The organism is Fibrobacter sp. UBA3718 (assembly GCF_002371935.1).
Classification (GTDB): domain Bacteria; phylum Fibrobacterota; class Fibrobacteria; order Fibrobacterales; family Fibrobacteraceae; genus Fibrobacter.
Genome location: NZ_DFHR01000013.1, coordinates 472,288 through 497,027 on the forward strand (window position 1 = coordinate 472,288; position 24,740 = coordinate 497,027).

The window sequence follows — 24,740 nt, forward strand, 5'->3', positions numbered from 1 at the left end:
AGTCTTTTCTTTTTAGGGGACTCAATCCCCTTGGCGGGCTTCACTATGCGTTTTGCGCATACTGAGCATGAAAAAATGGTATTTTGCGGGGTTTGCGTAATTATTTATATTAAAGGCGTAGATAAAAAAGGAACAAACCATGAAACTAGGGACGATTATGACGATGCTTGGTATGGGTGCGGTGCTTGCCGCGTGTGATTGCTGCCCGCAGGGCGAGGCAAAGGCGCTTTCGCAGGACAAGGAACTGCGTGCCGTGATGGACAACTTCACGCAGAACGAGGTTCCGGCGGCGACTCCGCTTGTGGAAAAGCGCGAGGTGGAGTTGATTCGCCTGGTGTCGCTTGTGACGCAGCAGTCGGGCGCTCTTTTGCAAGAAGAAGTGGCGACGGCGCTTGCGCAGGGGCTTGCTCCCGAAGAAATTCTCGAGGCGATTTACCAGTGCGCCCCTTACACCGGGTTCCCGCGGACGGTGGATGCGGTTGAAATTGCCCGCAGCGTGTTCAAGGCGAAGAACGTGAAGGTGGACGAAAACCGTGCAACGGTGACGGCGCAGTCCCGCCTGGAGGCGGGTGCCGACGCGCAGGGGACGCTGTTCGGCCAGACTTTCCGCGACATGGCGAAAAACGGCAAGAGCGGTATGCCGACTATTAACTACTTCTTGGCGAGCAACTGCTTTGGCGATTACTACACCCGCAAGGGGCTCGACCTGAATACCCGCGAACTCCTGACGATGGCGATTCTCGTGAACTTGGGAACGGAGCCGCAGCTCAAAGCGCATATCGGCGCGAACCTCAAGATTCGTACGCCCGAATACGTGGAACAGGCGATTTACAACTGCCTGCCGTATTGCGGTTACCCGCGCACGCTGAATGCGTTGCGACTGCTCAAGGAAGCGGGGGCTGAGGCGAAGGTCACGGCGGACGCAAAAACCATGCCGGGCAAGGACTGGAGTGTGTTCCCGGTGGGCAAGCCGAATGACGCATACGCCAAGTATTTCGTGGGCAAGAGCTATCTCGACATGATCAGCAAGGAACAGGTGGGTGTCGGGAACGTGACTTTTGAGCCGGCGTGCCGCAACAACTGGCATATCCATCATGCAAAGAAGGGCGGTGGCCAGATTCTCATTGCGACGGCGGGCCGCGGCTACTATCAGGAATGGGGCAAGCCGGCGGTGGAACTGAAACCCGGCGACGTGGTGAACATTCCGGCTGGCGTCAAGCATTGGCACGGGGCGGCTCCGAATTCCTGGTTCCAGCATTTGGCGATTGAAGTTCCCGGCGAAGGAACAAGCAACGAATGGCTTGAGCCCGTGAGCGACGAAGACTACGGGAAGTTGAAATAATGTTTGCCAGAATTCTCGCTTGCGCATTTATTGGCCTTATGACGGTAGGAACTTTTGCGGCGGCACCTGCGCCCGAGGGCTTCGTGCTTATCAAGGGCGGGACTTTCAACATGGGAAGCCCCGCAAACGAGGACTGGCGCGTCAACGACGAGACGCTGCACAAGGTGAAGGTCTCCGATTTTTACCTGGGTAAATACGAGGTGACGCAAAAGCTTTATCGCGAAGTGATGGGCGAAAACCCATCCAGTTTCAAGGGTGACGACTTGCCTGTCGAAAACATCACGTGGCTCGAAGCGGCTCGTTTTTGCAACAAGTTAAGCGAACGCGACGGACGCACTCCCGTTTACGCTATCGAAGACGATGCGGTCAGCTGGAATCGCGAGGCGAACGGCTACAGGCTCCCTACCGAAGCGGAATGGGAATACGCGGCCCGTGGCGGCACGACCACGCCGTTCTACACAAAGAAGGCACCCGGTGCCGACGACGTGAATTTTTACGGGCATTACCCGTATCAAATCGAGCAGAACTATTTCAACGACGAGGTCCTGGAAACACGCCCCGGCGTTTACCGCGGAAACACGCTCCCCGTGGGCAAATTCAAGCCCAATCCCTTCGGGCTTTACGACATTTACGGGAACGTTGGCGAATGGTGCTTTGACTTTTACGGCGATTACGGTGTTTCTGCGGGCTCGACAAGCGTGACGGTTGATCCGGCGGGCAAACCTTCGGGCACAAGGCGCGTGCATCGCGGTGGCGGCTGGAACGATTTCGGCAAGAACCTCCGCAGCGCCTATCGCGGGGCCATGCAGCAATCCAGCAAGAGTTACAATGTGGGGCTCAGGCTCGCCATGAATGCGGGTGCAGGCGTCAAGGGAACTTTTGTGACTCAGGAAGCGGCGGGCTTTAAGGGCGAAAAGGCGCAGGCGGCGTCGAACCCGAAAGGCACTTCCCGCGCGCTGATTGTTTTTTATTCCTGGAGCGGGAATACCCGCGGGGTCGCCCGCGAAATCAAGAAGCAGACCGGTTTCGACATGGTGGAACTTGAACTGGTGAAGCCATATTCCGACGACTACAACACCGTCTTGAGGCAGGCGCAGAACGACCAGCACAAACAGGCGCGCCCCGCCCTCAAGAAAAAGCCCGACGCAAAGAAGTGGGCCGACTACGAAACGATTATCATCGGTTACCCCAACTGGTGGGCAAGCATCCCGATGCCTATCGCAACTTTGCTCGAAAGTTACGACTTTACGGGCAAGCGGATTTTGCCGTTCTGCTCCCACGGTGGCGGGCGCTTTGGCCAGAGCATCACCGCGATTGCGAAACTTGCGCCCAACGCAAAAATCGGCGAAGGCCTTTCGGTGCATTACTCCGGCGGTTCGAGCCTCTCGAAAGATGTGGCCAAGTGGCTTGAGAAAAACGGGGTGAAGACGAAATAATGTATATTCCTTGATATGCCTATTTCCGCCAAAATCCGTATGCCGCTTGACATCGCGATGACGGTCGCGACGCTCGTGCTGATGGGCGGCAATTACTTCTTTGAATCGACTGCCGTTCACGAGATTCTGGGCGTGGTGCTGCTTGTTCTGTGGGCGGTGCACATCACGCTGAACCGGCGCTTTTTTCTGTCACTGTTCAAGGGCCGCTACAACGTATTCCGCATCTTGCAGGCGGTCGTGAATTGCGGGATTCTTTTGTGCGCGATTTTCCTGATGGTGAGCGGTATTATGCTTTCGAACCATGTGTTCGCATTCCTCGGAATTGAATCGGGCGCAAGTTTTGCCCGCACGGCGCACCTGCTTGCAAGCCATTGGTATTATGTATTCATGTCGCTCCACATCGGGCTGCATGTGAGCCTGATTGCAAACCGCTTGGGGCTTGCGGGCGCATTCAAGTCAAAGGCGGCACTTGTCGCAACCCGCGTGGTTGCCGTTCTTGTGGCGGGTTACGGAATTTACGCCTTCGTAATTCGCGGGCTTTGGAAATACATGTTCCTGCAGCAGCCGTTTTTCTTCTTTGACACGGAACGCGGTTACGCACTATTTTTCGCGGACTATATCGCCATCGTCGTGCTGTTTGCCGTCGCGGTGCATCTCTTTAATGCAATAATTTCAAGCCGACAATCCCGGATAAAATAAGCAAAACGCAAATGGCTTTCGGGATAGCCGCAAAAAAAAATTCTATCTTATTCAGCGATGAGGTCCGTAAAAGAAAATATTTCTTCGATGATTGCGGTCGCGTTGATCGCGATTCTTTCTGCTATTGTCGAGGGTTCTTTTGTTTACGATTACGGCACCGAAATGGGGCGGGCTTCGGAATATGGCAAGGTCTCCGCCGACAATGTGCATGCCGAAAGTCCGCTGTTCCTGTTGCGGGAATCGACTGCCGAGGCCATGCAGTTTACACGCAGGTCGGGCCAGCAGGTGTCCTTGCGTGCATCGCGCGGCAACGGCCTTCAAGGGGACGGCGGACGCAGTTCGGCAACGTTCAAGCAGGCTACGCCATTTCCGACTAGGATTGCGCGGCCAACTGTTTGCGCCCAATGCGGCTTCCCTTTGCCGCTAGTTTATCAGAAATCAAAAGAGTATTACGTTTATACGCTAGAGCGAATGCTCTGTTAGCAAGTTCTTTCTCCGAACACTCAGTCACAGCTAAATTGCCGCGGCCCCAACCGGGGTGCGCGATAACATTCATTTTAAAAAAGAGAAAGAACATGGAAAACATTTCCAAGATGGAGATGGCTCGCGCCCTCTTCAACAAGCCCTATATCAAGACCGAAAAGAAGTTTTTCGGTTTCAAAACCAACGTCACCTACACCAGGACGAATTCGCCCGTAGTGGGAACTTGCCTGGATTACAGCCCTACGGAGGGCCAAAAGGTCAAGGAAATTGTCGAGGCTTCTTCAAGCGCCTTGGACGCGGTCGTTCAAAAAAATGGCCATCCGAAAACAGGCGACAATGGGAACTTCCGCCTGAATCTCTGCTATTCGCAGGACCGCGAATTTGCGGCACTGCACCTGCAGCAGTTCTCGGGATTCGAGTACCATACCGTAGGTGAAATCCGTTTTGCCGAAGGCGACGAGGCGCATAAACTTCTCGCCGTTTTCGTGAAATAAACGGACGTATCGTCAAAAGGGCCCTCCCGGAACGGGGGGCCGCCCAATAGTGGGCTAAACTTGCTGGTTTTTGCAAACTTTAGCCCGATAATTTGCTATTTGTGGGCTAAAAGTTGGATTTTGTGTTGACTTTAGCCCGGCAATAATGTGCTGAATCTTGAAGGGCTCATGTTTTCTAGGCTTCAGGAACTTTTGAATTTTTGACGGAAAACCTTGAAAAAAGTTGTTTTTCTGCGTTATTCTGGACTTTTGTTTTGTTACCTAAATTTTACAATGGGGGGGGTATGGACTTTGGCAGGGGCATTACCTATATTTAACAAGATAAACTATAGACGGGGATGTTCTTATGAGAAAGTCTTTCCAGCGTGTCATTGCTCCAAGGTCCCTGAGCTTGCCGAAGGGCCGGCTCATAACCATCTTCTTGTTGGCGGCAATATTTGCCCTTTCCGCCTGCGACGATTCGTCGTCGGCAAGTTCCGACGAAACAAGTGTTTCCAGTTCGTCTGTAGAGTCGCCTGATTCGAGTGTCACCCTGAGCGGAGCGTCAGCGGAGTCGAATGGGTCCAGTGACTCCAAGAACGCTGACAAGGACAAGGTAAATTGTTCAGCTCTTTTGGAAGAAACTGGTTGGAGTTGGGATGTGCCGAAAGAATGCCGCTTCAATCCTGACATTGACTACGGCTCTATGACTGATGAGCGTGACGGCAATGTCTATAGGACGGTGAAAATTGGTGACCAAGTATGGATGGCGGAAAACTTGAACTTTGACCCTGGTCAGGGTGGTTCGGATGAAAATAAATATGATTGGTCTTGGTGCTACAACAATGAGCCGAAAAATTGCGATGTGGTTGGCCGTCTATATACTTGGGCAGCGGCTATTGATTCGGTGAAACTCGCTAATGATATAGAAAAACCATGTGTTTGTGGTTTTTACAAAGAGTGCACTAACATTGAACCTATCCAAGGCATTTGTCCTAAAGGTTGGCATTTGCCAAGCAGGAGCGAGTGGGACACTTTGTTTACGACTGTTCACGGTTGGTCCACTGCTGCCGCCAAACTCAAGGCCCAGAGTGGTTGGAATGGTAATGGAAACGGCGATGACTCATTCGGATTTACCGCTATTCCTTCTGGCATCCGTACATTCTCTCAGAGATTTGACCAGGTTGGTCACTATGCATATTTTTGGAGTTCTACTGATGCCGGCGGCGCTTACTACGGTAACAGCGCATTCGGTATATACCTGATCGATTATGACAGATCAAGGTACGAAAAGCGATTCGGCAAGGATGGCGGGTACTCCATCCGTTGCATCAAGGACTCTGAGTAACCCGCCGATAAACAATCATTCCACATTCCATGTTTCGCATTGCTTGGTTTGTGGGTGGTGAAAATTTTTACAGGAGATAATGGTATGAAGTGTGTCAAGGGTCTTGGTTTCTTGTGGGTGGCGGTGCTCGCGGCATTCTTCGCCCTTTCCGCCTGCGATGACTCTTCGTCGGCTAGTTCCGACGAAACGGGTGTTTCCAGTTCGTCTGTAGAGTCGCCTGATTCGAGTGTCACCCTGAGCGGAGCGTCAGCGGAGTCGAATGGGTCTAGTAACGAAAATATGGAAAAAGACAAGTCTTCCAGTAGTGTCAAGGGTTCCGAGCCCGCCGAAGTGTCAAGTAGTTCCGCGAAAGAAACAAGGAATTCATCCGACTCTAAGAGTTCCAGTTCTGTGAAGTCAGATGATTCTTCTAGCAGCAAGAAGGATACGTCTAGTTCATCGGAGAACTCGTCTTCAAGCAAGAACCAAAGTAGTAGTTCTTCTGTGAAACAGTCTTCTTCATCGGTTGCTTCTAGTAGCAGCGAGTATAAGCCTTATAATCATATGAAAGCTTTTAATTCGGATAGCGTACTTACAGGGGCTTATAAACAGTTTACTTATGAAGGAAGGCCTTACTATTATCTAACAATCAATGGTACAAATCAAAATGATGAAGCCGCGTCTGTCACAGTTATGGCAGAAAACCTGAATGTAGGCGAAATGGTTGATGGCGATAAGGACCAAAATAACGATTCCAAGATAGAACGGTATTGTTATGACAATGATACGACGAATTGCCAGAAATATGGCGGACTCTACCAGTGGGCGGAAATGATGAAGTTGCCGAGCGAATGCAACACCAAGAGTTGTGCTGACTCTATTAAGCCAAACCATCAGGGAATTTGCCCAGATGGATGGAGACTTTTAACTTATGATGATATGTATGTGATTGTGCATGCTGATGGTAACAAAAATGGTGCTGCTGATATTAGAAGTACGAATTTTGGCGGCATGAATTTTAGTGGATATTCTTTGATGGGGGCTGGAGAGAATTGGAATAAAAAATTCAAAAGTTTGAAAGAACATACGTATTGGTTTTATCCAGAAGAATCAGATGAATACAAAAATGAAGGTGCTTGGGCGGGTTCTCAAAGTCGAACTTCTACGACGGATGTCGGAAGATCTCAACAATATAAAACACAGGGCTTTTCTGCTCGTTGTGTAAAGGTTGACTAACGAATTCATAATAAGGATGACATATGGCCAAGAAAAACTACAATCACGGAATGAACAATTTCAAAATTGAACAACTTGAACCCCGCCAGATGATGGATTTTGCGGTATAAATTCCACATTCCATATTTCACATTGCTTGGTTTGTGGGTGGTGAAAATTTTTACAGGAGATAATGGTATGAAGTGTGTCAAGGGTCTTGGTTTCTTGTGGGTGGCGGTGCTCGCGGCATTCTTCGCCCTTTCCGCCTGCGATGACTCTTCGTCGGCTAGTTCCGATGAAACAAGTGTTTCCAGTTCGTCTGTAGAGTCGCCTGATTCGAGTGTCACCCTGAGTCCTTCGACAAGTTCAGGACAGGCTCCGGAGTCAGCGGAGTCGAATGGGTCTAGTAACGAAAATATGGAAAAAGACAAGTCTTCCAGTAGTGTCAAGGGATCTGAACCTGTCGAAGTATCAAGTAGTTCCGCGAAAGAAACAAAGGACTCATCTGATTCCAAAAGTTCAAGTTCTGTGAAGTCGGGTGAATCTTCTAGCAGTAGTAAGGATAAGTCCAGTTCGTCGGTGAACTCGTCATCTAGCAATAAGCAAAGTAGTAGTTCCGTAAAGTCTTCCAGTTCTTCCGTGAAACAATCTTCGTCGTCAGTTGCTTCGAGTAGTAGCGAATATATTCCCTATAATCATGCAGGGCCTCTTTTGGCAGATAGTTTGAATAGCAACGCTTATCAGAAGTTTTCTGATAAGCGTAATGGACGTAGTTACTACTATTTGACGATTAACGGCAAGGATGGCGCATCTGTTACGGTGATGGCCGAAAATTTGAATATAGGTGAAATGGTAAATGGTGATAAGGACCAGACCAACGACTCCAAGATTGAACGCTATTGCTATGATAATGATACCACCAAGTGCGATAAGTATGGAGGCCTTTACCAGTGGGCGGAGATGATGAACCTTCCGTTCGAATGCAATAGTAAGAGCTGTGCCGACTCCATTAAGCCGAATCATCAGGGAATTTGCCCCGACGGCTGGCGTCTGCTCACTTACGACGACCTCGTTGTCATTCTCAATGCTGATGGAAATGAAGATGGAATAAAAGGGGCTCGTGCTCAGGGTTTTGGCGGCTACAACACCACTGGGTATAGCCTTTTGGGTGCGGGGTATAGAAAGAATGATGGATCTTTTAAAGATATAGATGACGGGACCTATTGGATGTATCCCTTAGAACATGAAACTAATGTTACAAGGGTAAGGTCGAGCTATACGTCTATCCATCAAACAGCTTTTGCTGGCTTGGGTGTAAATGATAAGTCATATGGAGTCTCCGTCCGTTGTGTTAAGTCAAAATAAAATTTATAAGTAAGATTACAAAATGAACATGAAAAAAATAAAGAAATCCGTCAAGAAGTCCACCAAGAACAACTACCGTATTGAGGCTCTTGAACCTCGTCTACTCATGGCAGCCGTCGAATAATCATTCCACACCCCACACTTCACATTTCACACTGAAATCGCGTTAGGGGGCGTCGCACCTTTGTGGTGAGACGCGCAAGCGGCTCGATGAGCCGACCCCGGATCAGGTCCGGGGTGACGAGAGGCGAGCAGCACCCGACCCGGCCTTGGCCGGGGAACGCCCCCAATGTAAAATTGAATGTCCAAAGAGCCTTTGCAAATGCAAAGGCGCAAACAGTCGAAGAACTTGAAGAACGAATAAATTTTCAGTCTGTTGTGTAAATTTAGAGCAAAATCACCAGGGGTATTGACTTTTGCGTTGTTTTTTAGTATATTATAAGTAGATGGTTTCACGGGTTCCGTAAAAACCCGTCTAATGAAGGTTCTCAAACTCCCCGTAAAAGAGTGCCTAATGCTGGTTTCACGGATTCCGTAAAAATCCGCTTAATTTTATTAGATGTGAGCAATCACATCTTTTTTTGTAAGGAGACGGAATGCAGTGGTATTTGTTGGACAAGGCTTACCTTGACTATCTACGCGAGTTCGATTCGTTTGTCCCATCCCTGGACGGGTATGGCGGCAAGTTCAAGCCGTTTTTCGGCAAGTTGTTCTCCGTGGGTCAAATTGATTATTACGCCCCGATTTCTTCTGGAAAACAGAAGCATACGGAGTTTCGAGAAACGAACTTGTTCTACAAGGTTTATCTGCACAATGAGACCGATGCGGAAAAAATGGTCAAGAAACCTGTGGCGGTCATTGATTTGAAACATATTGTTCCTGTGCCTTCTGCTCAGGCTGCTCCACTTGCCCACGAGTCTATTTTGAACAATGATGCCTATGGAAGTCCGTCTGAAAAGAGCAAATACCTTGTTTTGTTGAGGCAGGAACTCGCGTGGGTCAACCAGAATGAAGAAAGAATTGTTGAAAATGCAAAAATTCTACACAAGAAGTGCATGACCATCGAATCGTTTCATATCCGCAAGCGGTGCCTGAACCTGAGGCTTTTGGAGCAGAAGGCCAGGGACTTCTCGCCGTAAAGGGTGGTCACCGCTCCGTCCGTTGCGTCGTGAATAATGACAAATGTGTAATGTGGGATACGGAATGATAATTCCGTATCCCACACTTCACATTGCTTCTGCGTTAGGCCTCCAGCCACTTGCAGTTTTACTGCTTAGTGGCTATGGTCCCCTTTAGGGGAGGGTGTCGCACCGCTACGCGGTGGCGAGACTTGCCGTGGACCCTATCGCTCCGCTCCAGGGTGACAGAGCGGCAAGGCTCGATGAGCCGACCCCGGATCAGGTCCGGGGTGACGAGAGGCGAGCAGCACCCGCCCCGGCCCCAGGCCGGGAAACGCCCATAAGACATTGGTTATGGTGGTAATTTTTTCTCTGTAGATTCGCAAACATTACTGAAATCAGTCCTAAGCCACACTAGTCTTGTTGCACAAACGGACAGAAAAATGTATATTGGAAATGTAATAATAAGGGAAAACTATGGTGTTCGCCGAAAACATATTACGGATATTCCGTGAAAACAAACTTCTTGCGAAGTATCGCCTGAAGGATGTCTTTGTTTTCGGTTCGTCTGTTCGAACAGCAACTCCCAACGACATCGACCTGCTAGTCCGTGATTTCCAGGACTACAATGACCTGTTGTCCTTGCGAAAGGAACTTTCCGAAAAAACTGGCAAGTCCGTGGATGTCGTCATAGAGAAGTTCGCAAACCCCATTATCCTGTATCGAGCAAGCAAGGAGTCCATCCGTGTCGAATGACCCCAGGAACGATCTTTTCCACTTATTGGGAATGCTCGAATCCCTGTTGAAAATTCAAAAATATACACGGGATATTCATTCCACGGAAGAACTTCTTGAGAAAGAAGATCAGATGGTATTCAATGCGTGTCTGACCTTGCTAGCAAACATAGGCGAATCCATCAACAAACTAAAGAACGACCTTGATCCGCTAAAGGAAACCTTTATCAAAATCATTAGAGAAGGTCTAGCAAACAAGTCCTTTGACGAAGGTGAATTTGAAGCAGCGAAAAAAGCGGGCTTTTACAAGTTCATTGATTTCAGTGTAATTTAAGAGCTGTCGTACCGACCTGGCCCTTGACTGGGGAACGCCCAGCTTTTTACTCCCTGTTCGCGAATGCCTTGATGCCTCCGACTGTTTGTTCACTATGCGCTACACGCATAGTGGGCATAAAAATTACGCATTACGCGTCCGCGCTGGATTTATTTATATTATAGGCAACCGGTTCAAGAAATTTTTAACAGAAAAGGCGGATTCCATGAAAAAAATCACCTTGATTCTTTTATCACTTCTTCTAGGAGTCTCTATGGCAGCAGAAAAGAAAATCCTCGTCGTTTACTATTCCCGTGCCGATGAAAACTACACCGTCGGGAACATTTCCAAGGGCAATACCGAAATCATTGCCGAGATGATCGCGAAAAAGACGGGCGGCACGCTCTTGCACGTGGAGCCTGCGAAGGAATACCCCAAGGGCTACGACGACTGCATCAACGTGGCCAAGAAGGAACTTGCGCAGGACGCACGCCCGGCAATCAAGCCGGTGAACGTGAACCCCGAAGAATTCGACGAAATTTACGTCGGTTACCCGGTGTGGTGGGGCGAAATGCCCATGCCCATGTTCACCTTCTTCGAGAAGTATAACCTGAAGGGCAAGACGATTCACCCGTTCGTGACCCACGAAGGCAGCGGCCTCTCGGGGGTTGCCCGCCTCAAGAAGGTGACCGGCGCGAACGTGACCCCCGGCCTTGCCATCTACGGACACGTGGCCCAGAACGAACGCGACAAGGCCCAAAAAGAAGTCGATAAGTGGGTGAAGTAGTTGAAGTAGGTGGCTTGCGCCTTACTTAGGATTGCTGGTCCTTTTCTTTAATTCAATCAAGTCGAAATACATCAGACGGCTGTTTAAGGGCCTGTCGGGACCGAGTCCCCGGAATTCGCGTTCTTGTTCTTCGGTGCTGAACAAGAATTTGAACTCGTTGTTCTGGTAAAACTTGAGATTCCGTTCCTTGTTGTAGGAATCTACCAGCAGGAAACGGCAACCGGTTTTGTTAAGCGGGTCAACGAACCAAGCCTTTATAAAACTGAGAACGTCACTCCCCAGATGTTTGCTCTGAAAATCAAGGCTTATGCCGAGTCTGCCTATCATGACTGCCGGATAACTGCTGTATATCTTTTCGCGGGGGATGTTCTTCTCGACCCTCTTCTTACGGGAACCCGGAATTTTCTTGATGCTGTCATTGGAAAGAGTGAAAACCGCCACCAGTTGTGCCGGGTCATCAACAAGGGAAAAACAATAATTCTTGCAAAGCAACTCTTCACTCTGCAAAAAGGCGTCTTTCGTGAAGAAATCATCCAAGTCGTTGTCCCCACACTTGAATGATTTGCATAGGGCGGCCTTGCCTTGAGTGTAGAACCCAAAGCGGCAATTCTGTTGGAGAAAGTTCATTACTTAAATTCTCTAAAATCGGCCTTGGAGAGAATGTCTCTGGCCTGTTCAATTTGCTTGGAGAAATCGATGGAACCGCGACGTTTTTCGCTTTCTTCCATCATGAGGTCAAACCTGTCCGACGCTTCGCCGGTCAGTATCGGTACTGATGCGATTGCTAGTGCCATAATGACCTCCATTGTTGAATGGAACTATAGTCAATATACATTTTTCCTCGTGCTGGTGCAAGTGGTGAAACTTGAGTCAATTGGCTTATTTGAAGAAAATGAAGCCTTTTGACCGTGCTAGAGCAAAAATATATTTTTAGCGTGTCATAAAATGACAAAATGGAAAAGAAACGATTTTTTTATAAAAGCCCAAAAGGAAGTCGACAAGTGGGTGAAGTAGGTGGCTTGCGCCTTATGGGCGGAACTGGCTTATTGTTTCCATTCTTCGGTGATGGCGCAGAAAAAGTTCTCGCTCCAGAGATTCAGTTTGTCGCTGTCGGCAATGAACGGACGGACATCCCTTTTCGCCTCCTCGAAATCGACGGAGTGGAAACGTTCCATTAGTAGATCCTTGAGTCCATCAAAAGTCAAGGTGTCCGCACTTTTCCAGTGCCCAGTCTGTTCCATTCTCTTTTGCAGGTGCGGCAAGTTTACGCCCGTATTCTGCGAGATATACCATACAAAGTCGTAGAAATCGCGACCCTTGACCCTGCTTTTCCATCCGCGACAAAGTAACGCGTGGAGTTTGCCCGCAAAAAGCGAGGGCCTGTCGTAGAGTCGGACCATGAAAGGCGATGGCAGCAGCCGATACTTGCTTTCGTAGGTGGCAGACTCTGGCGGATTCGTGTCCACCTCGAATTTGATTTTCAGGATTTCGTTCCCGGGAACGGGCAAGGGAGAGTGCTTTGCGGGAACAATTTTAAGCAAGTGCTTGAGCGTATTGCCCTTGAGAAAGGCCGACTGCACCGGAGATCCGTGCGGCTTGCTTTTCGCTTCGACTGACATCTCCAGGCCGACAGAGTAAAGTTCTTCTTCAAGCACGCCAAAATAACGTGAAAGCTCGAAACCTTCGTCTGGCTTGATCAACGAAAAGTCTAGGTCCTCCGAAAAACGGTCCAGCCCATAGAATATGCGGAGCGCCGTGCCGCCATAGAAGGCTGCCTTGTCGAAGAACCCTCCACGAGAAAGTCCGCACAGGGCGACTTCCTGCGAAATTTCCTTGAGGGCGTTCCTGTAGTCCGAAACGTTTTTGCAATTATATTTCGCAAGCATTGAATCAAGTACGTGAGTCATGCCTACCTCATCTTGGACAGTATTTGTAGATTCTTCTTTCTGTACAGGGGGGCAACCTTTTCGATGAAGTCGAAATCCAGGTTCCGAAAATCACCGACTTCGATGCGCAAGTTTTCGAACAGGAACGTTTCCATGGCGCGCTTGCCTGCAATCGGGTGCTCCTTGTAGAGCTTGTCGCAAAGGGCCTTTTCGCAGGTGGCCATTGCGTAGGGCCTGTCTTCTGCGTTTTCGATGTTGACTCCGTGCGGAAAGACGTCGGGCGGGACATCGGAATACGAAAACTCGCCGAAGGGCGTCTTGTACAGTTTGGTCTTGTTCTTCTTGAACGATGCGGAAGTAAAGAGATGCACGGCTTCGGGAATGAGCCCGTGCCTTGAAAGGGCGTAATCGAAGGAAAGATACGATGGGCCGTAAATCGCCCCTGCAAGGGCTTCGCCCGGGGTGTTCTTGTCGGTCTCGTACAGCCTGCGGATAACTTGCGTTATTTCGCCGCGCAGGGTCATTTGACGCAACTTCATTTGGGGCTGCCTGTATTTTTGACCAAGGTCTGAAAGAATTTCTGATACGGTTCTTATCACGATTTCCTCCAATAACTATAAAAATAATATATTAACTGGAGAAAATCAAGTGATTTTCGTGTTTTTTCTTTTGCTTAATTAAAACGGAATGGTCTTTTTGCCGGAGGGTATTCTTGTTTCCTAAATTTTACAATGGGGGGGGGTATGGACTTTGGCAGGGGCATTACCTATATTTGACAAGATAAACTGTAGACGGGGATGTTTTTATGAGAAATTCTTTCCAGCGTGTCGTCGCGACCCTGAACTTGTTTCAGGGGAAGCAATCTCTAACCATCTTCTTGTTGGCGGCATTCTTCGCCCTGACCGCCTGCGGGGACGACGTTTCCGCGAATGACGATGAAAACGGCGGCACTTCTCCGACCACCATGACGGACGAACGCGACGGCCAGGCCTACAGGATCGTCACCATCGGCTCGCAGACCTGGATGGCGGAGAACCTGAACTTCGACTACAAGGTTGCAGGAGAATCCTTTGGCTCGTACTGCTATGACAATAGTGCCGACTCCTGCGCCAAGTACGGACGTCTCTACACCTGGGCCGCGGCGATGGATTCGGCGACGACGGGCTGCGGCTATGGCAAGACCTGCGCAGCGGATTCCGGAAGGGCGCAAGGCGTCTGCCCCACGGGCTGGCATTTGCCGAGCCGCGCGGAATGGGTAGCCCTCTTTATGGCCATCGGCGGCCAGTCTACTGCGGGCACGGCTTTGAAGGCAAGTTCAGGGTGGCATGACAACGGGAGCGGAACAGATGCCTACGGCTTCTCGGTGTTCCCGTCTGGCTACAGGAACGGCGGCGGAGACTACAGCCACGTGGGCAACGGCGCATACTTCTGGTCCGCTTCCGAAGACGACGCAAGCATTGCGTACCATATGTTCCTGGGCTATTCCTATGCGCACGCGTTCTTGGACAGCGGCTACAATAAGTACAACGCCTTCGCAGTGCGCTGCGTGAAGGACTCGGACTAAATCTCAAAAGGTTTCCCTATGAAAAACACATTCGCGAAAAAGTTCATGGTCTGCGCCCTTGCGGGGGTGCTCGGTGTTGCGTTTACTGGTTGCGACGATTCGTCGTCGGCGAGTTCCAATGAAACCGAAGCGTCTAGTTCGTCTGTAGTGTCTTCAGACAATGAAGTCAAGTCCAGCAGTTCCACGAAGGAAAACAAGGACTCTTCCGACTCCAAGAGTTCAAGTTCCGTAAAAGTATCGGCTTTATCATCTAGTTCTGTGGCATTGGCAACGCCTTGCAAGACTGAAACCGAGGACAGCTGCGAATATGGAACATTGAATGACGAACGAGATGGTCAGATTTATAAGACCGTTAAGATTGGTGACCAGTGGTGGATGGCGGAGAACTTGAACTATGAGGCGGCAAGCGGCAGTTACTGCTACGGAGAGACCAAAAGTGACCCCAAGACGGAAAATTGCGCCACATATGGGCGTCTCTACATTTGGTCCACAGCCGTGGGCATGTCCGAGGACGAGTGCGTCTATGGAAGTTATTGCAGCTTGCTCAGGGGCAATGTGCAGGGCATTTGCCCCGACGGTTGGCACATTCCGACCAACGATGAATGGGGAGTCCTAATCATCGCAGTGGGCGGGTCCAACTCGTCAACTACGGGTGTTAAGCTCAAGGCTACAACGCTTTGGAAAGCTAAAGACGGCATCACCAATGTTGATGCCGTCGGCTTTGCCGCGCTGCCAGCAGGTGACAGGGGCGTCGGAGGCGGCTTCTTCGGTGTCGGCAGTCTGGCCTATTTTTGGAGTGCCTCACAATACAAAGTCGATTACCCCAACTTTATGACCCTGCGCTATGACTGGCGCACCGCGTCCCTGAGCTACTGCCAAAAAGGCGAAGGCTTCTCCGTCCGTTGCGTCAAGGATTCTGACTAAATCTCAAAAGGTTTCCCCATGAAAAACACATTCGCGAAAAAGTTCACGGTCTGCGCCCTTGCGGGGGTGCTCGGTTTCGCCCTGACCGCCTGCGACGATTCTTCGTCGGCGGGGGGTGATGGCGGCGAAACATCGACCAAGTCCAGCAACTCTAGTTCTTCAAGTGTCACCCCGAGCGATGTCGAGGGGTCTAGCAAAACCGCTTGGGATTACTTGAATCCGAACATCGATTATGGAGAGTTTACCGATGAACGTGATGGACAAGTCTATAAGACGGTTAAAATCGGAGATCAGATATGGATGGCCCAGAACTTGAATTATGCTTACACTGGTGTGAAGTTCTACGGGGAAAAATACACCTCCGATTCCACAAGTTGGTGCTACGAGAACAAGGTTTCCAACTGCGACAAGTACGGTCGTCTTTATACCTGGGCGGCGGCCATCGATTCGGTGAAGTTGGCTAATGATGCGGACAACCCGTTGGACTGCGGCTTCAGCAAGCGGTGCGACCTGTCCGGTAAGGTCCAGGGGCTCTGCCCCAGTGGCTGGCACCTTCCCGATACTACGGAATGGAACACCCTTTTCACTGCGGTGGGCGGCGGTTCTACGGCTGGCACCAAGCTCAAGTCCCAGACTGCATGGCATCCTTTTACCGATCCATTTACCTTTACCGTCATCACTAGCGAAGATACCTTCGGTTTTTCTGCGTTGCCTGCTGGCATCATCTTAGCCTTTGGCACCTTCTCCTACGATGGCGACAAAGCGCTCTTCTGGAGTTCAACGGATGTCCATCGCGACGCTGCGTACTACATGGACTTGGACTTTGTCAGCGACCAAGCGCGCCTGTTCACTTCCAACTACAAGAACGGCGGCTTCTCCGTCCGTTGCGTCAAGGACTCTGAGTAATTTTCAAAAGGTTTTGCTATGAAAAATACATTCTCTAGAAAGTTTACGGTCTGTGCCCTTGCTGGGGTGCTCGGTGTTGCGTTTATCGCCTGCGGTGACGACGGGTCGTCTTCGCCGAGCGCAAAGGGGCTCCCTGCCGAAGTGGCTGACAAGGCGGAACTCGAAACATACGAGTGCAGCATGGATGTCATCGGCGAGAAGGTCTACGTGACCGAACTCGAAGAGAACTACGAATGCGACGGCGAAAAGTGGTTCAAGTCCTACGACCAGACAAAGCCGAGTTCTACAAAGTCGTCGGGCAGCAAGGACACCGACGGCTCCAGCGACTCCAGGGCTACCGACAAGGACGGCTCGTCGAGCGACGCTACGACATCGAGCAGTTCCGCCAAGTCCAGCAGTTCGCGCCCCACGGAAATCCTTGAACCCGAAATCACCGTGAACGAGACCTGCACCGAAGTGGGCGCCTGCGACGCCATGGTCAAGACCGACATCAGCACGTGGCACTTTGTGCGCAAGGATGGCTTTGACAGGGACATGGAATACATCTATTTCGTGGAAGGCACGCAGCTTATGGTCAAAACGATCGATTACAAGGGGGTCGAAGACATCGACACGCTGAAAGTCTATAGCGACATGACCAATGAAATCAGTCAGGAATATGCCTTCAATGCCGCAAAATCGACTTGCAAGAACGGCGGCGGGAACGACAACAAAGTAAAGAGTTGCGTGAAGGATACGGTAAAGGCGTTACCAGAATGCAATGCGAGTAGGGAAGGATTTATCGGAAAGAAGGATTCTTCGTCCTATGTTGTCTGTAAAAATGGTTCGTGGGAAAAGGCCAAGGAAATTGACATGGATACTTATGGCAAAACGTGCACCAACGCAGAAGTGGGGACGAGAACAAATGGCGTTGTGACCGAAACTAACAAGTATTATTGCACGGCAAATGGTTGGGTCTCTCTAATGAGTTGGAACTGGGATGTGCCAAAGGAAGCTCACTTTAATCCGAATATTACTTACGGCTCCATGACCGATGAACGCGACGGCAAGGTTTACAGGACGGTGCAGATAGGTGACCAGATATGGATGGCGGAGAACCTGAACTACGCTGACAGCGTCAAGACACCGAGTCTGTTGGAACGCAGTTGGTGCTACGACAATAAAACCGAGAACTGCGACGTGGCGGGTCGCCTTTACGCCTGGGCGGCGGCAATAGATTCCGTTGCACTCTATGATAATGGCAAAGGTGTGAATTGTGGTGATGGCGTTAACTGCACTATGCCTAAAAAAGTGCGGGGCATTTGTCCCACAGGCTGGCACTTGCCTAGATATGCTACAATTGATGATGATGAATTCCGTATCATGTATATTGCAGTGGGCGAAGAAACGGCAGGCAAGGCTCTCAAGTCGCAGATGGGATGGGAATATTATGGTAATAAATATATCGGCACCGACACCCTCGGTTTTTCAGGGATTCCTGCTGGTTACAGGACCGACTCCGGCTTATTCACCGCTGCCGGAGGTCAAGCTTATTTCCATACTACCATAACCAGTGCTGATTTCTCTCATCACACTACCATCGCTGTGAATTTGTCTTATGGATCCAATGGAATATTCAAGCAAAGGCTTAACAAGAGTGACGCCTACTCCGTCCGTTGCATCAAGGACTCCGAGTAGGGGTGTTGCCACCTAGGCTTTCCCTAACGCGAATGTTTATTCTGCTTTGCCAGTCTGCTTTCTTTTCAGTTCAATTAAATCGAAATACATCAGACGGCTGTTCAAGGGCCTGTCAGGACCGAGTCCCCGGAATTCGCGTTCTTGTTCTTCGGTGCTGAACAGGAATTTGAACTCGTTGTTCTGGTAAAACTTGAGATTTCGTTCCTTGTTGTAGGAATCTACCAGCAGGAAACGGCAACCGGTCTTGTTGAGCGGGTCGACGAACCAAGCCTTTATAAAACTGAGAACGTCACTCCCCAGATGTTTGCTCTGAAAATTAAGGCTTATGCCGAGTCTGCCTATCATGACTGCCGGATAACTGCTGTATATCTTTTCGCGGGGGATGTTTTTCTCGACTTTCTTCTTGCGTGACCCCGGAATTTTTTTGATGCTATCATTGGAAAGAGTGAAAACCGCCACCAGTTGTGCCGGGTCATCGACAAGAGAAAAACAATAATTCTTGCAAAGCAACTCTTCGCTCTGCAAAAAGGCGTCCTTTGTGAAGAAATCGTCTAAGTCGTTGTCCCCGCACTTGAATGATTTGCATAGGGCGGCCTTGCCTTGAGTGTAGAACCCAAAGCGGCAATTCTGTTGGAGAAAGTTCATTACTTAAATTCTCTAAAATCGGCCTTGGAGAGAATGTCTCTGGCCTGTTCAATTTGCTTGGAAAAATCGATGGAACCGCGACGCTTTTCGCTTTCTTCCATCATGAGGTCAAACCTGTCCGACGCTTCGCCGGTCAGTATCGGTACCGATGCGATTGCTAGTGCCATGATGACCTCCATTGTTGAATTGAACTATAGTCAATATACATTTTTCCTCGTGCTGGTGCAAGTGGTGAAACTTGAGTCAAATGGCTTGTTTGAAGAAAATGAAGCTTTTTGACCATGTAAGAGCAAAAATATATTTTTAGCGTGTCATAAAATGACAAAATGGAAAAGAAACGAGTTTTTTATAAAGGCCCAAAAAGAAGTCGATAAGTGGGTGAAGTAGGCTACTGTTCGCAACAAAGTATCTTGCCAACTCAAATGCAGAATACCGCATAGCAGGGAATAGAGAGTATTCCGTCGGTGTTTCCGAAATTCTTCTTGGAAATTCGGATGGCGTTTTCACAGTTGAATTGCTTGCGAAACATTGTGAGGCTGGTTGATTTTGTGTGGCGTCCCTTCTTGACCTCGACGGGAATTATCTTGTCCTGAATTTGCAAGACGAAGTCGACCTCGGCTGTGTTCTTGTTCTTCCAGTAGAAAAGCCTGTGCCCGTTTGTTGCAAGGGCCTGCGCTACATAGTTTTCGGTTAGCCCGCCCATGAATCCGTTGTCGGGTTCGTTTTCGGACAGTATGACTTGCGACGCCATCCCGGATTTAAGGGTGAGCAACCCGACGTCTCCCATGTAGATTTTGAAGTCGGACATGTTCACGTAGGCGGCCAGCGGCATGAATCCGTTATCGATGAGTTCGCATTTGACGATAAGCCCTGCGAACGTAAGCCAATCCAAGGATTCTCCGAAGATGGTCGCCGTTCCGCCGCGCTGGACCAGCTTGTATTGGAACTTTCGGTTTTCTTTGGCAAGCTGTACTGGAATTGAATTGTAGCACCCGCGAATTTTTACGGCCTGGGCTGGCGAGGCGTATTTCGCCATGTCGGCGGAGTATTCGTTTAGAATGCGGTTCTGGATTTCGGTCGGGAGAACGACGCTCCCCGTGTCGATGAAGTTCTGCACAACGGCGGGCATTCCACCGAGAATCAGATACTGCTTGTATCGTTCAATGGCCTTGTTGTGGATGGGGTCTTCTAGCGGAATGAAAGTTGTGCAGTGCTCCCGAATTGTCTTGGCGAGCGTTTCATCGCCGCATGCCCAGAGAAATTCCTCGAAGTCTAGCGGGAAAAGCGTCAGTTCATGAACCTTGCCGACGGGGAAGGAGAATTTTTCGCGGTTGATGGCTACTCCGAGCAGGCTTCCTGCCGCCGCAACGGCGTATTCTGGAGCGTCTTCGCAGAACATTTTGAGCGACATCAGCGCCCTTTCGGAACATTGGATTTCGTCAAGGATGATGAGTGTCTTGTGGGGCTTGATCGGGGTCTGGAAAACGGTTTCGAGCGCGTGGACGACTTTTTGCGGGGTAATGTCGCCATTGAACATTTCTGCAATGGAAACCTGTGTTTCCAGGTTCACGTGAACCATGTTTTCAAAACGGGTGGTCCCCAGCCATTCCAGAAGGAAGGACTTGCCTACCTGGCGGGCCCCTTGCAGCAGGAGGGGCATCCTTTTAGGGTTGTCGGCCCATTGGAGCAGTTTTTCTTCAATTTTGCGCTTCATATGCTAAAATATAACTAAAAAGTGTGGAAAAGTCAAGAATTTATGACAATTTTACACTTTTTGTTTAGAGTAGTCTTTTGCCGGACAGCATTCTTGTTTCCTAAATTTTACAATGGGGGGGGTATGGACTTTGGCAGGGGCGTTACCTATATTTAATAGGATAAACTATAGACGGGGATGTTTTATGAAGAAGTCTTTCCAGCGTGTCATTGCGACCCTGAACTTGTTTCAGGGGAAGCAATCTCTAACCATCTTCTTGTTGGCGGCAATCTTTGCCCTTTCCGCCTGTGACGACTCTTCGTCGGCGGGTGACGATGACGGCGAAACAAGCGCCCTGAGCAGCAGTGCCAAGGTCACTGAGCCAGCCGAAGTGACCGACGGGTCCAGCGACAGCAAGGACGAAGCAATCTCCAGCAGCGCCAAAACGGAGTCGAATGGGTCCAGTGACTCCAAGAACGCCGACAAGGACAAGGTAAATTGTTCAGCTCTTTTGGAAGAAACTGGTTGGAGTTGGGATGTGCCGAAAGAATGCCGCTTCAATCCCAATATTGACTATGGTTTCTTGAGCGACAGTCGCGATGGTCAAGTCTATAGGACGGTGAAAATTGGTGACCAGGTATGGATGGCAGAGAATCTGAACTACGACCCAGGACAGGGTGGTTTGGGTGAGGATAAATACGATTGGTCTTGGTGCTACAACAATGAGCCGAAAAATTGCGATGTGGCTGGTCGTCTTTACACCTGGGCAGCGGCTATTGATTCGGTGAAACTCGCTAATGATATAGAAAAACCATGTGTTTGTGGTTTTTACAAAGAGTGCCATAACATTGAACCTGTCCAAGGTATTTGTCCTAAAGGTTGGCATTTGCCAAGCAGGAGCGAGTGGGACACTTTGTTTAAGACTGTTCACGGTTGGTCCACTGCTGCCGCCAAACTCAAGGCCCAGAGTGGCTGGAATGGAAAAGGTAACGGCGATGACTCATTCGGATTTACCGCTATTCCTTCTGGCATCCGTACATTCTCTCAGAGATTTGACCATGTTGGTCACTATGCATATTTTTGGAGTTCTACTGATTACTACGGTTCCAGCGCATACGGTATATACCTGATCGATTATGACAGATCAAGGTACGAAAAGCAATTATCCAAGGATGGCGGGTACTCCATCCGTTGCGTCAAGGATTCTGACTAGCTCGCCGATAAACAATCATCCCACACTACACACTTCACACCCGAGTTGCGTTAGGGGGCGTCGCACCTTTGTGGCGAGACGCGCAAGCGGCTCGATGAGCCGAGCGAGCTCGGCGAACAGCACCCGCCCCGGCCCCAGGCCGGGGAACGCCCATAAAGCCTTGATGTATCGTTTTCACTATGCGTTTTACGCATACTGAGCATGAAAACTTGGTATTTTGCGGGGCTTGCGCAATTATTTATATTAAAAGTGTAAATTTATAAGGAACAAACCATGAAACTAGGGACGATTATGACGATGCTTGGTATGGGTGCGGTGCTTGCCGCGTGTGATTGCTGCCCGCAGGGGGAGGCAAAGGCGCTTTCGCAGGACAAGGAACTGCGTGCCGTGATGGACCACTTCACGCAGAACGAGGTTCCGGCGGCGACTCCGCTAGTGGAAAAGCGCGAGGTGGAGTTGATTCGCCTGGTGTCGCTTGTGACGCAGCAGTCGGGCGCTCTTTTGCAAGAAGAAGTGGCGACGGCGCTTGCGCAGGGGCTTACTCCCGAAGAGATTCTTGAGGCGATTTACCAGTGTGCTCCCTACACTGGGTTCCCGCGGACGGTGGATGCGGTGGAAATTGCCCGCAGCGTGTTCAAGGCGAAGAACGTGAAGGTGGACGAAAACCGTGCGACGGTGACGGCGCAGTCCCGCCTGGAGGCGGGCGCAGACGCGCAGGGGACGCTGTTCGGCCAAGCTTTCCGCGACATGGCGAAAAACGGAAAGGACGGGATGCCGACCATCAATTACTTCCTTGCGAGCAACTGCTTTGGCGATTACTACACCCGCAAGGGGCTTGACCTGAATACCCGCGAACTCTTGACGATGGCGATTCTCGTGAACCTGGGAACGGAGCCGCAGCTCAAGGCGCATATCGGCGCGAACCTGAAGATTCGCACTGCCGAATACGTGGAACAGGCGATTTACAACTGCTTGCCGTATTGCGGTTACCCGCGCACGCTGAACGCTCTGCGACTGCTCAAGGAAGCGGTGGCTGAGGCTGCGGATGCTGGGGGCGCGACGGCTGGTGTGACGGACGCAAAAACCATGCCAGGCAAGGACTGGAGTGTGTTTCCGGTGGGCAAGCCGAACGACGCCTACGCCAAGTATTTCGTGGGCAAGAGCTATCTCGACATGATCAGCACTGAACAGGTGGGGGTTGGGAACGTGACTTTTGAACCGGCGTGCCGCAACAACTGGCATATCCATCATGCAAAGAAGGGCGGTGGCCAGATTCTCATTGCGACGGCGGGCCGCGGCTACTACCAGGAATGGGGAAAGCCGGCGGTGGAACTGAAGCCCGGCGACGTGGTGAACATTCCGGCTGGCGTCAAGCATTGGCACGGGGCTGCTCCGGATTCCTGGTTCCAGCATTTGGCAATCGAAGTTCCCGGCGAAGGCGGAAGCAACGAATGGCTTGAGCCCGTGAGCGACAAAGACTACGGGAAATTGAAATAATGTTTGCCAGAATTCTCGCTTGCGCATTTATTGGCCTTATGACGGTAGGAACTTTTGCGGCGGCACCTGCGCCCGATGGCTTCGTGCTTATCAAGGGCGGGACTTTCAACATGGGAAGCCCCGCAAACGAGGACTGGCGCGTCAACGACGAGACGCTGCATAAGGTGAAGGTCTCCGATTTTTATTTGGGCAAATACGAGGTGACGCAAAAGCTTTACCGCGAAGTGACGGGCGAAAAACCCTCCAGTTTTAAGGGTGACGACTTGCCTGTCGAAAACATCACGTGGCTCGAAGCGGTTCGTTTTTGCAACAAGTTAAGCGAACGCGACGAACGCACTCCCGTTTACGCTATCGAAGGCGATGCGGTCAGCTGGAACCGCGAGGCGAACGGCTACAGACTCCCCACCGAAGCGGAATGGGAATACGCGGCCCGAGGCGGCACAACCACGCCATTCTACACAAAAAAGGCTCCCGGTGCCGACGACGTAAATTTTTACGGGCATTATCCGTATCAAATCGAACAGAACTATTTCAACGACGAGGTTCTGGAAACCCGCCCCGGCGTTTATCGCGGAAATACGCTCCCCGTGGGCAAATTCAAGCCCAATCCTTTCGGGCTTTATGACATTTACGGGAACGTGGGCGAATGGTGCTTTGATTTTTATGGCGATTACGGAGTTTCTGCAGGCTCGACAAGCGTGACGGTCGATCCGGCGGGCAAACCTTCGGGCACAAGGCGCGTGCATCGCGGTGGCGGCTGGAACGATTTCGGCAAGAACCTCCGCAGCGCCTATCGCGGGGCCATGCAGCAATCCAGCAAGAGTTACAATGTGGGGCTCAGGCTCGCCATGAATGCGGGTGCAGGCGTCAAGGGAACTTTTGTGACCCAGGAAGCGGCGGGCTTTAAGGGCGAAAAGGCACAAGCGGCATCGAACCCGAAAGGTGCTTCCCGTGCGCTGATTGTTTTCTATTCCTGGAGCGGGAATACCCGCGGTGTCGCCCGCGAAATCAAGAAGCAGACCGGTTTCGACATGGTGGAACTTGAACTCGTGAAGCCCTATTCCGACGACTACAACACCGTCTTGAAGCAGGCGCAGAACGACCAGCACAAACAGGCGCGCCCCGCCCTCAAGAAAAAGCCCGACGCAAAGAAGTGGGCCGACTACGAAACGATTATCATCGGTTACCCCAACTGGTGGGCGAGTATCCCGATGCCTATTGCGACTTTGCTCGAAAGTTACGACTTTACGGGCAAGCGGATTCTGCCGTTCTGCTCCCACGGTGGTGGGCGCTTTGGCCAGAGCATCACCGCGATTGCGAAACTTGCGCCCAACGCAAAAATCGGCGAAGGCCTTTCGGTGCATTACTCCGGCGGTTCGAGCCTCTCGAAAGATGTGGCCAAGTGGCTCGAGAAAAACGGCGTGAAGACGAAATAATAGAAC

Annotated in this window: 27 protein-coding genes; 20 read left to right on the forward strand and 7 right to left on the reverse strand. The window is 50.5% G+C overall.

Features of this window, described 5'->3' with window-relative positions; all coding sequences use genetic code 11:
* The first annotated feature begins 139 nt into the window (after window positions 1-139).
* From B4A77_RS05240 to B4A77_RS05300, 13 genes are all read left to right on the forward strand, one after another.
* Window positions 140-1,342 carry a carboxymuconolactone decarboxylase family protein gene (locus B4A77_RS05240; protein WP_290738912.1) on the forward strand — a complete coding sequence of 401 codons (1,203 nt, stop codon included), beginning with the start codon at window positions 140-142 and terminating at the stop codon, window positions 1,340-1,342.
* 38 nt (window positions 1,343-1,380) lie between these two features.
* Window positions 1,381-2,778 (forward strand): flavodoxin, encoded by a 1,398-nt coding sequence (locus tag B4A77_RS05245; RefSeq protein ID WP_290738915.1) that lies wholly within the window; start codon window positions 1,381-1,383, stop codon window positions 2,776-2,778.
* Window positions 2,779-2,793: 15 nt separating this feature from the next.
* Complete coding sequence (locus B4A77_RS05250) at window positions 2,794-3,477, forward strand: DUF4405 domain-containing protein (protein WP_290738917.1); 684 nt, start codon at window positions 2,794-2,796, stop codon at window positions 3,475-3,477.
* 57 nt (window positions 3,478-3,534) lie between these two features.
* Entirely contained in the window at window positions 3,535-3,960 is a 426-nt protein-coding gene (locus B4A77_RS05255; RefSeq protein WP_290738920.1) for a hypothetical protein, read from the forward strand.
* 92 nt (window positions 3,961-4,052) lie between these two features.
* The gene (locus tag B4A77_RS05260) at window positions 4,053-4,454 is read left to right on the forward strand and encodes a hypothetical protein (protein WP_290738923.1); all 402 of its coding nucleotides are present in this window, start codon (window positions 4,053-4,055) and stop codon (window positions 4,452-4,454) included.
* 346 nt (window positions 4,455-4,800) lie between these two features.
* Entirely contained in the window at window positions 4,801-5,781 is a 981-nt protein-coding gene (locus tag B4A77_RS05265; RefSeq protein ID WP_290738926.1) for a fibrobacter succinogenes major paralogous domain-containing protein, read from the forward strand.
* A 483-nt stretch (window positions 5,782-6,264) separates the two neighbouring features.
* Complete coding sequence (locus tag B4A77_RS05270) at window positions 6,265-6,996, forward strand: FISUMP domain-containing protein (RefSeq protein WP_290738929.1); 732 nt, start codon at window positions 6,265-6,267, stop codon at window positions 6,994-6,996.
* A gap of 177 nt (window positions 6,997-7,173) precedes the next feature.
* Window positions 7,174-8,340, forward strand: coding sequence for an FISUMP domain-containing protein (locus B4A77_RS05275; protein ID WP_290738932.1), 1,167 nt, complete (start codon window positions 7,174-7,176; stop codon window positions 8,338-8,340).
* Window positions 8,341-8,368: 28 nt separating this feature from the next.
* A complete protein-coding gene (locus B4A77_RS05280; RefSeq protein WP_173319814.1) occupies window positions 8,369-8,464 on the forward strand; it encodes an LEPR-XLL domain-containing protein in 96 nt (31 codons plus the stop codon).
* Between the two features lie 472 nt (window positions 8,465-8,936).
* A complete protein-coding gene (locus B4A77_RS05285) occupies window positions 8,937-9,479 on the forward strand; it encodes a type III toxin-antitoxin system ToxN/AbiQ family toxin (protein WP_290728747.1) in 543 nt (180 codons plus the stop codon).
* 456 nt (window positions 9,480-9,935) lie between these two features.
* Entirely contained in the window at window positions 9,936-10,214 is a 279-nt protein-coding gene (locus B4A77_RS05290; protein ID WP_072813035.1) for a nucleotidyltransferase family protein, read from the forward strand.
* Between the two features lie 31 nt (window positions 10,215-10,245).
* A complete protein-coding gene (locus tag B4A77_RS05295) occupies window positions 10,246-10,527 on the forward strand; it encodes a hypothetical protein (RefSeq protein ID WP_290728749.1) in 282 nt (93 codons plus the stop codon).
* A 253-nt stretch (window positions 10,528-10,780) separates the two neighbouring features.
* Complete coding sequence (locus B4A77_RS05300) at window positions 10,781-11,293, forward strand: flavodoxin (RefSeq protein WP_072980517.1); 513 nt, start codon at window positions 10,781-10,783, stop codon at window positions 11,291-11,293.
* 21 nt (window positions 11,294-11,314) lie between these two features.
* Here B4A77_RS05300 and B4A77_RS05305 read toward each other — a convergent pair whose 3' ends face one another.
* The 4 genes from B4A77_RS05305 to B4A77_RS05320 form a co-directional block, all read right to left on the reverse strand.
* Window positions 11,315-11,920, reverse strand: a complete 606-nt coding sequence (locus B4A77_RS05305) for an N-acetyltransferase (RefSeq protein ID WP_290738939.1) — start codon at window positions 11,918-11,920, stop codon at window positions 11,315-11,317.
* Window positions 11,920-12,087: a hypothetical protein gene (locus B4A77_RS05310; protein ID WP_173319863.1), complete on the reverse strand. Its 168-nt coding sequence runs from the start codon at window positions 12,085-12,087 to the stop codon at window positions 11,920-11,922. Before B4A77_RS05310 ends, B4A77_RS05305 begins: the two co-directional genes overlap by 1 nt.
* Window positions 12,088-12,336: 249 nt before the next feature.
* The gene (locus B4A77_RS05315; protein WP_290738944.1) at window positions 12,337-13,200 is read right to left on the reverse strand and encodes a nucleotidyl transferase AbiEii/AbiGii toxin family protein; all 864 of its coding nucleotides are present in this window, start codon (window positions 13,198-13,200) and stop codon (window positions 12,337-12,339) included.
* Window positions 13,201-13,202: 2 nt separating this feature from the next.
* Window positions 13,203-13,718: a type IV toxin-antitoxin system AbiEi family antitoxin domain-containing protein gene (locus B4A77_RS05320; RefSeq protein ID WP_290738947.1), complete on the reverse strand. Its 516-nt coding sequence runs from the start codon at window positions 13,716-13,718 to the stop codon at window positions 13,203-13,205.
* 266 nt (window positions 13,719-13,984) lie between these two features.
* Between B4A77_RS05320 and B4A77_RS05325 the strand changes: the two genes are divergently transcribed.
* Genes B4A77_RS05325 through B4A77_RS05340 form a run of 4 tightly spaced genes read left to right on the forward strand, consistent with a single transcriptional unit; the run spans window position 13,985 to window position 18,250 of the window.
* A complete protein-coding gene (locus B4A77_RS05325; RefSeq protein WP_290738950.1) occupies window positions 13,985-14,743 on the forward strand; it encodes a fibrobacter succinogenes major paralogous domain-containing protein in 759 nt (252 codons plus the stop codon).
* 18 nt (window positions 14,744-14,761) lie between these two features.
* Window positions 14,762-15,667: a fibrobacter succinogenes major paralogous domain-containing protein gene (locus B4A77_RS05330; protein ID WP_290738952.1), complete on the forward strand. Its 906-nt coding sequence runs from the start codon at window positions 14,762-14,764 to the stop codon at window positions 15,665-15,667.
* Window positions 15,668-15,685: 18 nt separating this feature from the next.
* Window positions 15,686-16,573: a fibrobacter succinogenes major paralogous domain-containing protein gene (locus B4A77_RS05335; RefSeq protein WP_290738955.1), complete on the forward strand. Its 888-nt coding sequence runs from the start codon at window positions 15,686-15,688 to the stop codon at window positions 16,571-16,573.
* 18 nt (window positions 16,574-16,591) lie between these two features.
* Complete coding sequence (locus B4A77_RS05340; RefSeq protein WP_290738958.1) at window positions 16,592-18,250, forward strand: fibrobacter succinogenes major paralogous domain-containing protein; 1,659 nt, start codon at window positions 16,592-16,594, stop codon at window positions 18,248-18,250.
* Between the two features lie 36 nt (window positions 18,251-18,286).
* On the opposite strand, the gene B4A77_RS05345 is transcribed toward B4A77_RS05340, so the two are convergent.
* The 3 genes from B4A77_RS05345 to B4A77_RS05355 form a co-directional block, all read right to left on the reverse strand.
* On the reverse strand, window positions 18,287-18,895 hold the full coding sequence (locus B4A77_RS05345) for an N-acetyltransferase (RefSeq protein ID WP_290738961.1): 609 nt from the start codon (window positions 18,893-18,895) through the stop codon (window positions 18,287-18,289).
* A complete protein-coding gene (locus B4A77_RS05350) occupies window positions 18,895-19,062 on the reverse strand; it encodes a hypothetical protein (protein WP_173319863.1) in 168 nt (55 codons plus the stop codon). Before B4A77_RS05350 ends, B4A77_RS05345 begins: the two co-directional genes overlap by 1 nt.
* Before the next feature lie 251 nt (window positions 19,063-19,313).
* Window positions 19,314-20,609: an ATP-binding protein gene (locus B4A77_RS05355; RefSeq protein ID WP_290738964.1), complete on the reverse strand. Its 1,296-nt coding sequence runs from the start codon at window positions 20,607-20,609 to the stop codon at window positions 19,314-19,316.
* A 184-nt stretch (window positions 20,610-20,793) separates the two neighbouring features.
* On the opposite strand from B4A77_RS05355, the gene B4A77_RS05360 reads away from it, so the two are divergent.
* The 3 genes from B4A77_RS05360 to B4A77_RS05370 all read left to right on the forward strand — a co-directional run bounded on the left by B4A77_RS05360 (window position 20,794) and on the right by B4A77_RS05370 (window position 24,734).
* Window positions 20,794-21,801, forward strand: coding sequence for a fibrobacter succinogenes major paralogous domain-containing protein (locus tag B4A77_RS05360; RefSeq protein ID WP_290738967.1), 1,008 nt, complete (start codon window positions 20,794-20,796; stop codon window positions 21,799-21,801).
* A 273-nt stretch (window positions 21,802-22,074) separates the two neighbouring features.
* Window positions 22,075-23,298, forward strand: a complete 1,224-nt coding sequence (locus B4A77_RS05365) for a carboxymuconolactone decarboxylase family protein (protein WP_290738970.1) — start codon at window positions 22,075-22,077, stop codon at window positions 23,296-23,298.
* A 38-nt stretch (window positions 23,299-23,336) separates the two neighbouring features.
* Window positions 23,337-24,734: a flavodoxin gene (locus tag B4A77_RS05370; protein ID WP_290738973.1), complete on the forward strand. Its 1,398-nt coding sequence runs from the start codon at window positions 23,337-23,339 to the stop codon at window positions 24,732-24,734.
* Window positions 24,735-24,740: the final 6 nt, after the last annotated feature.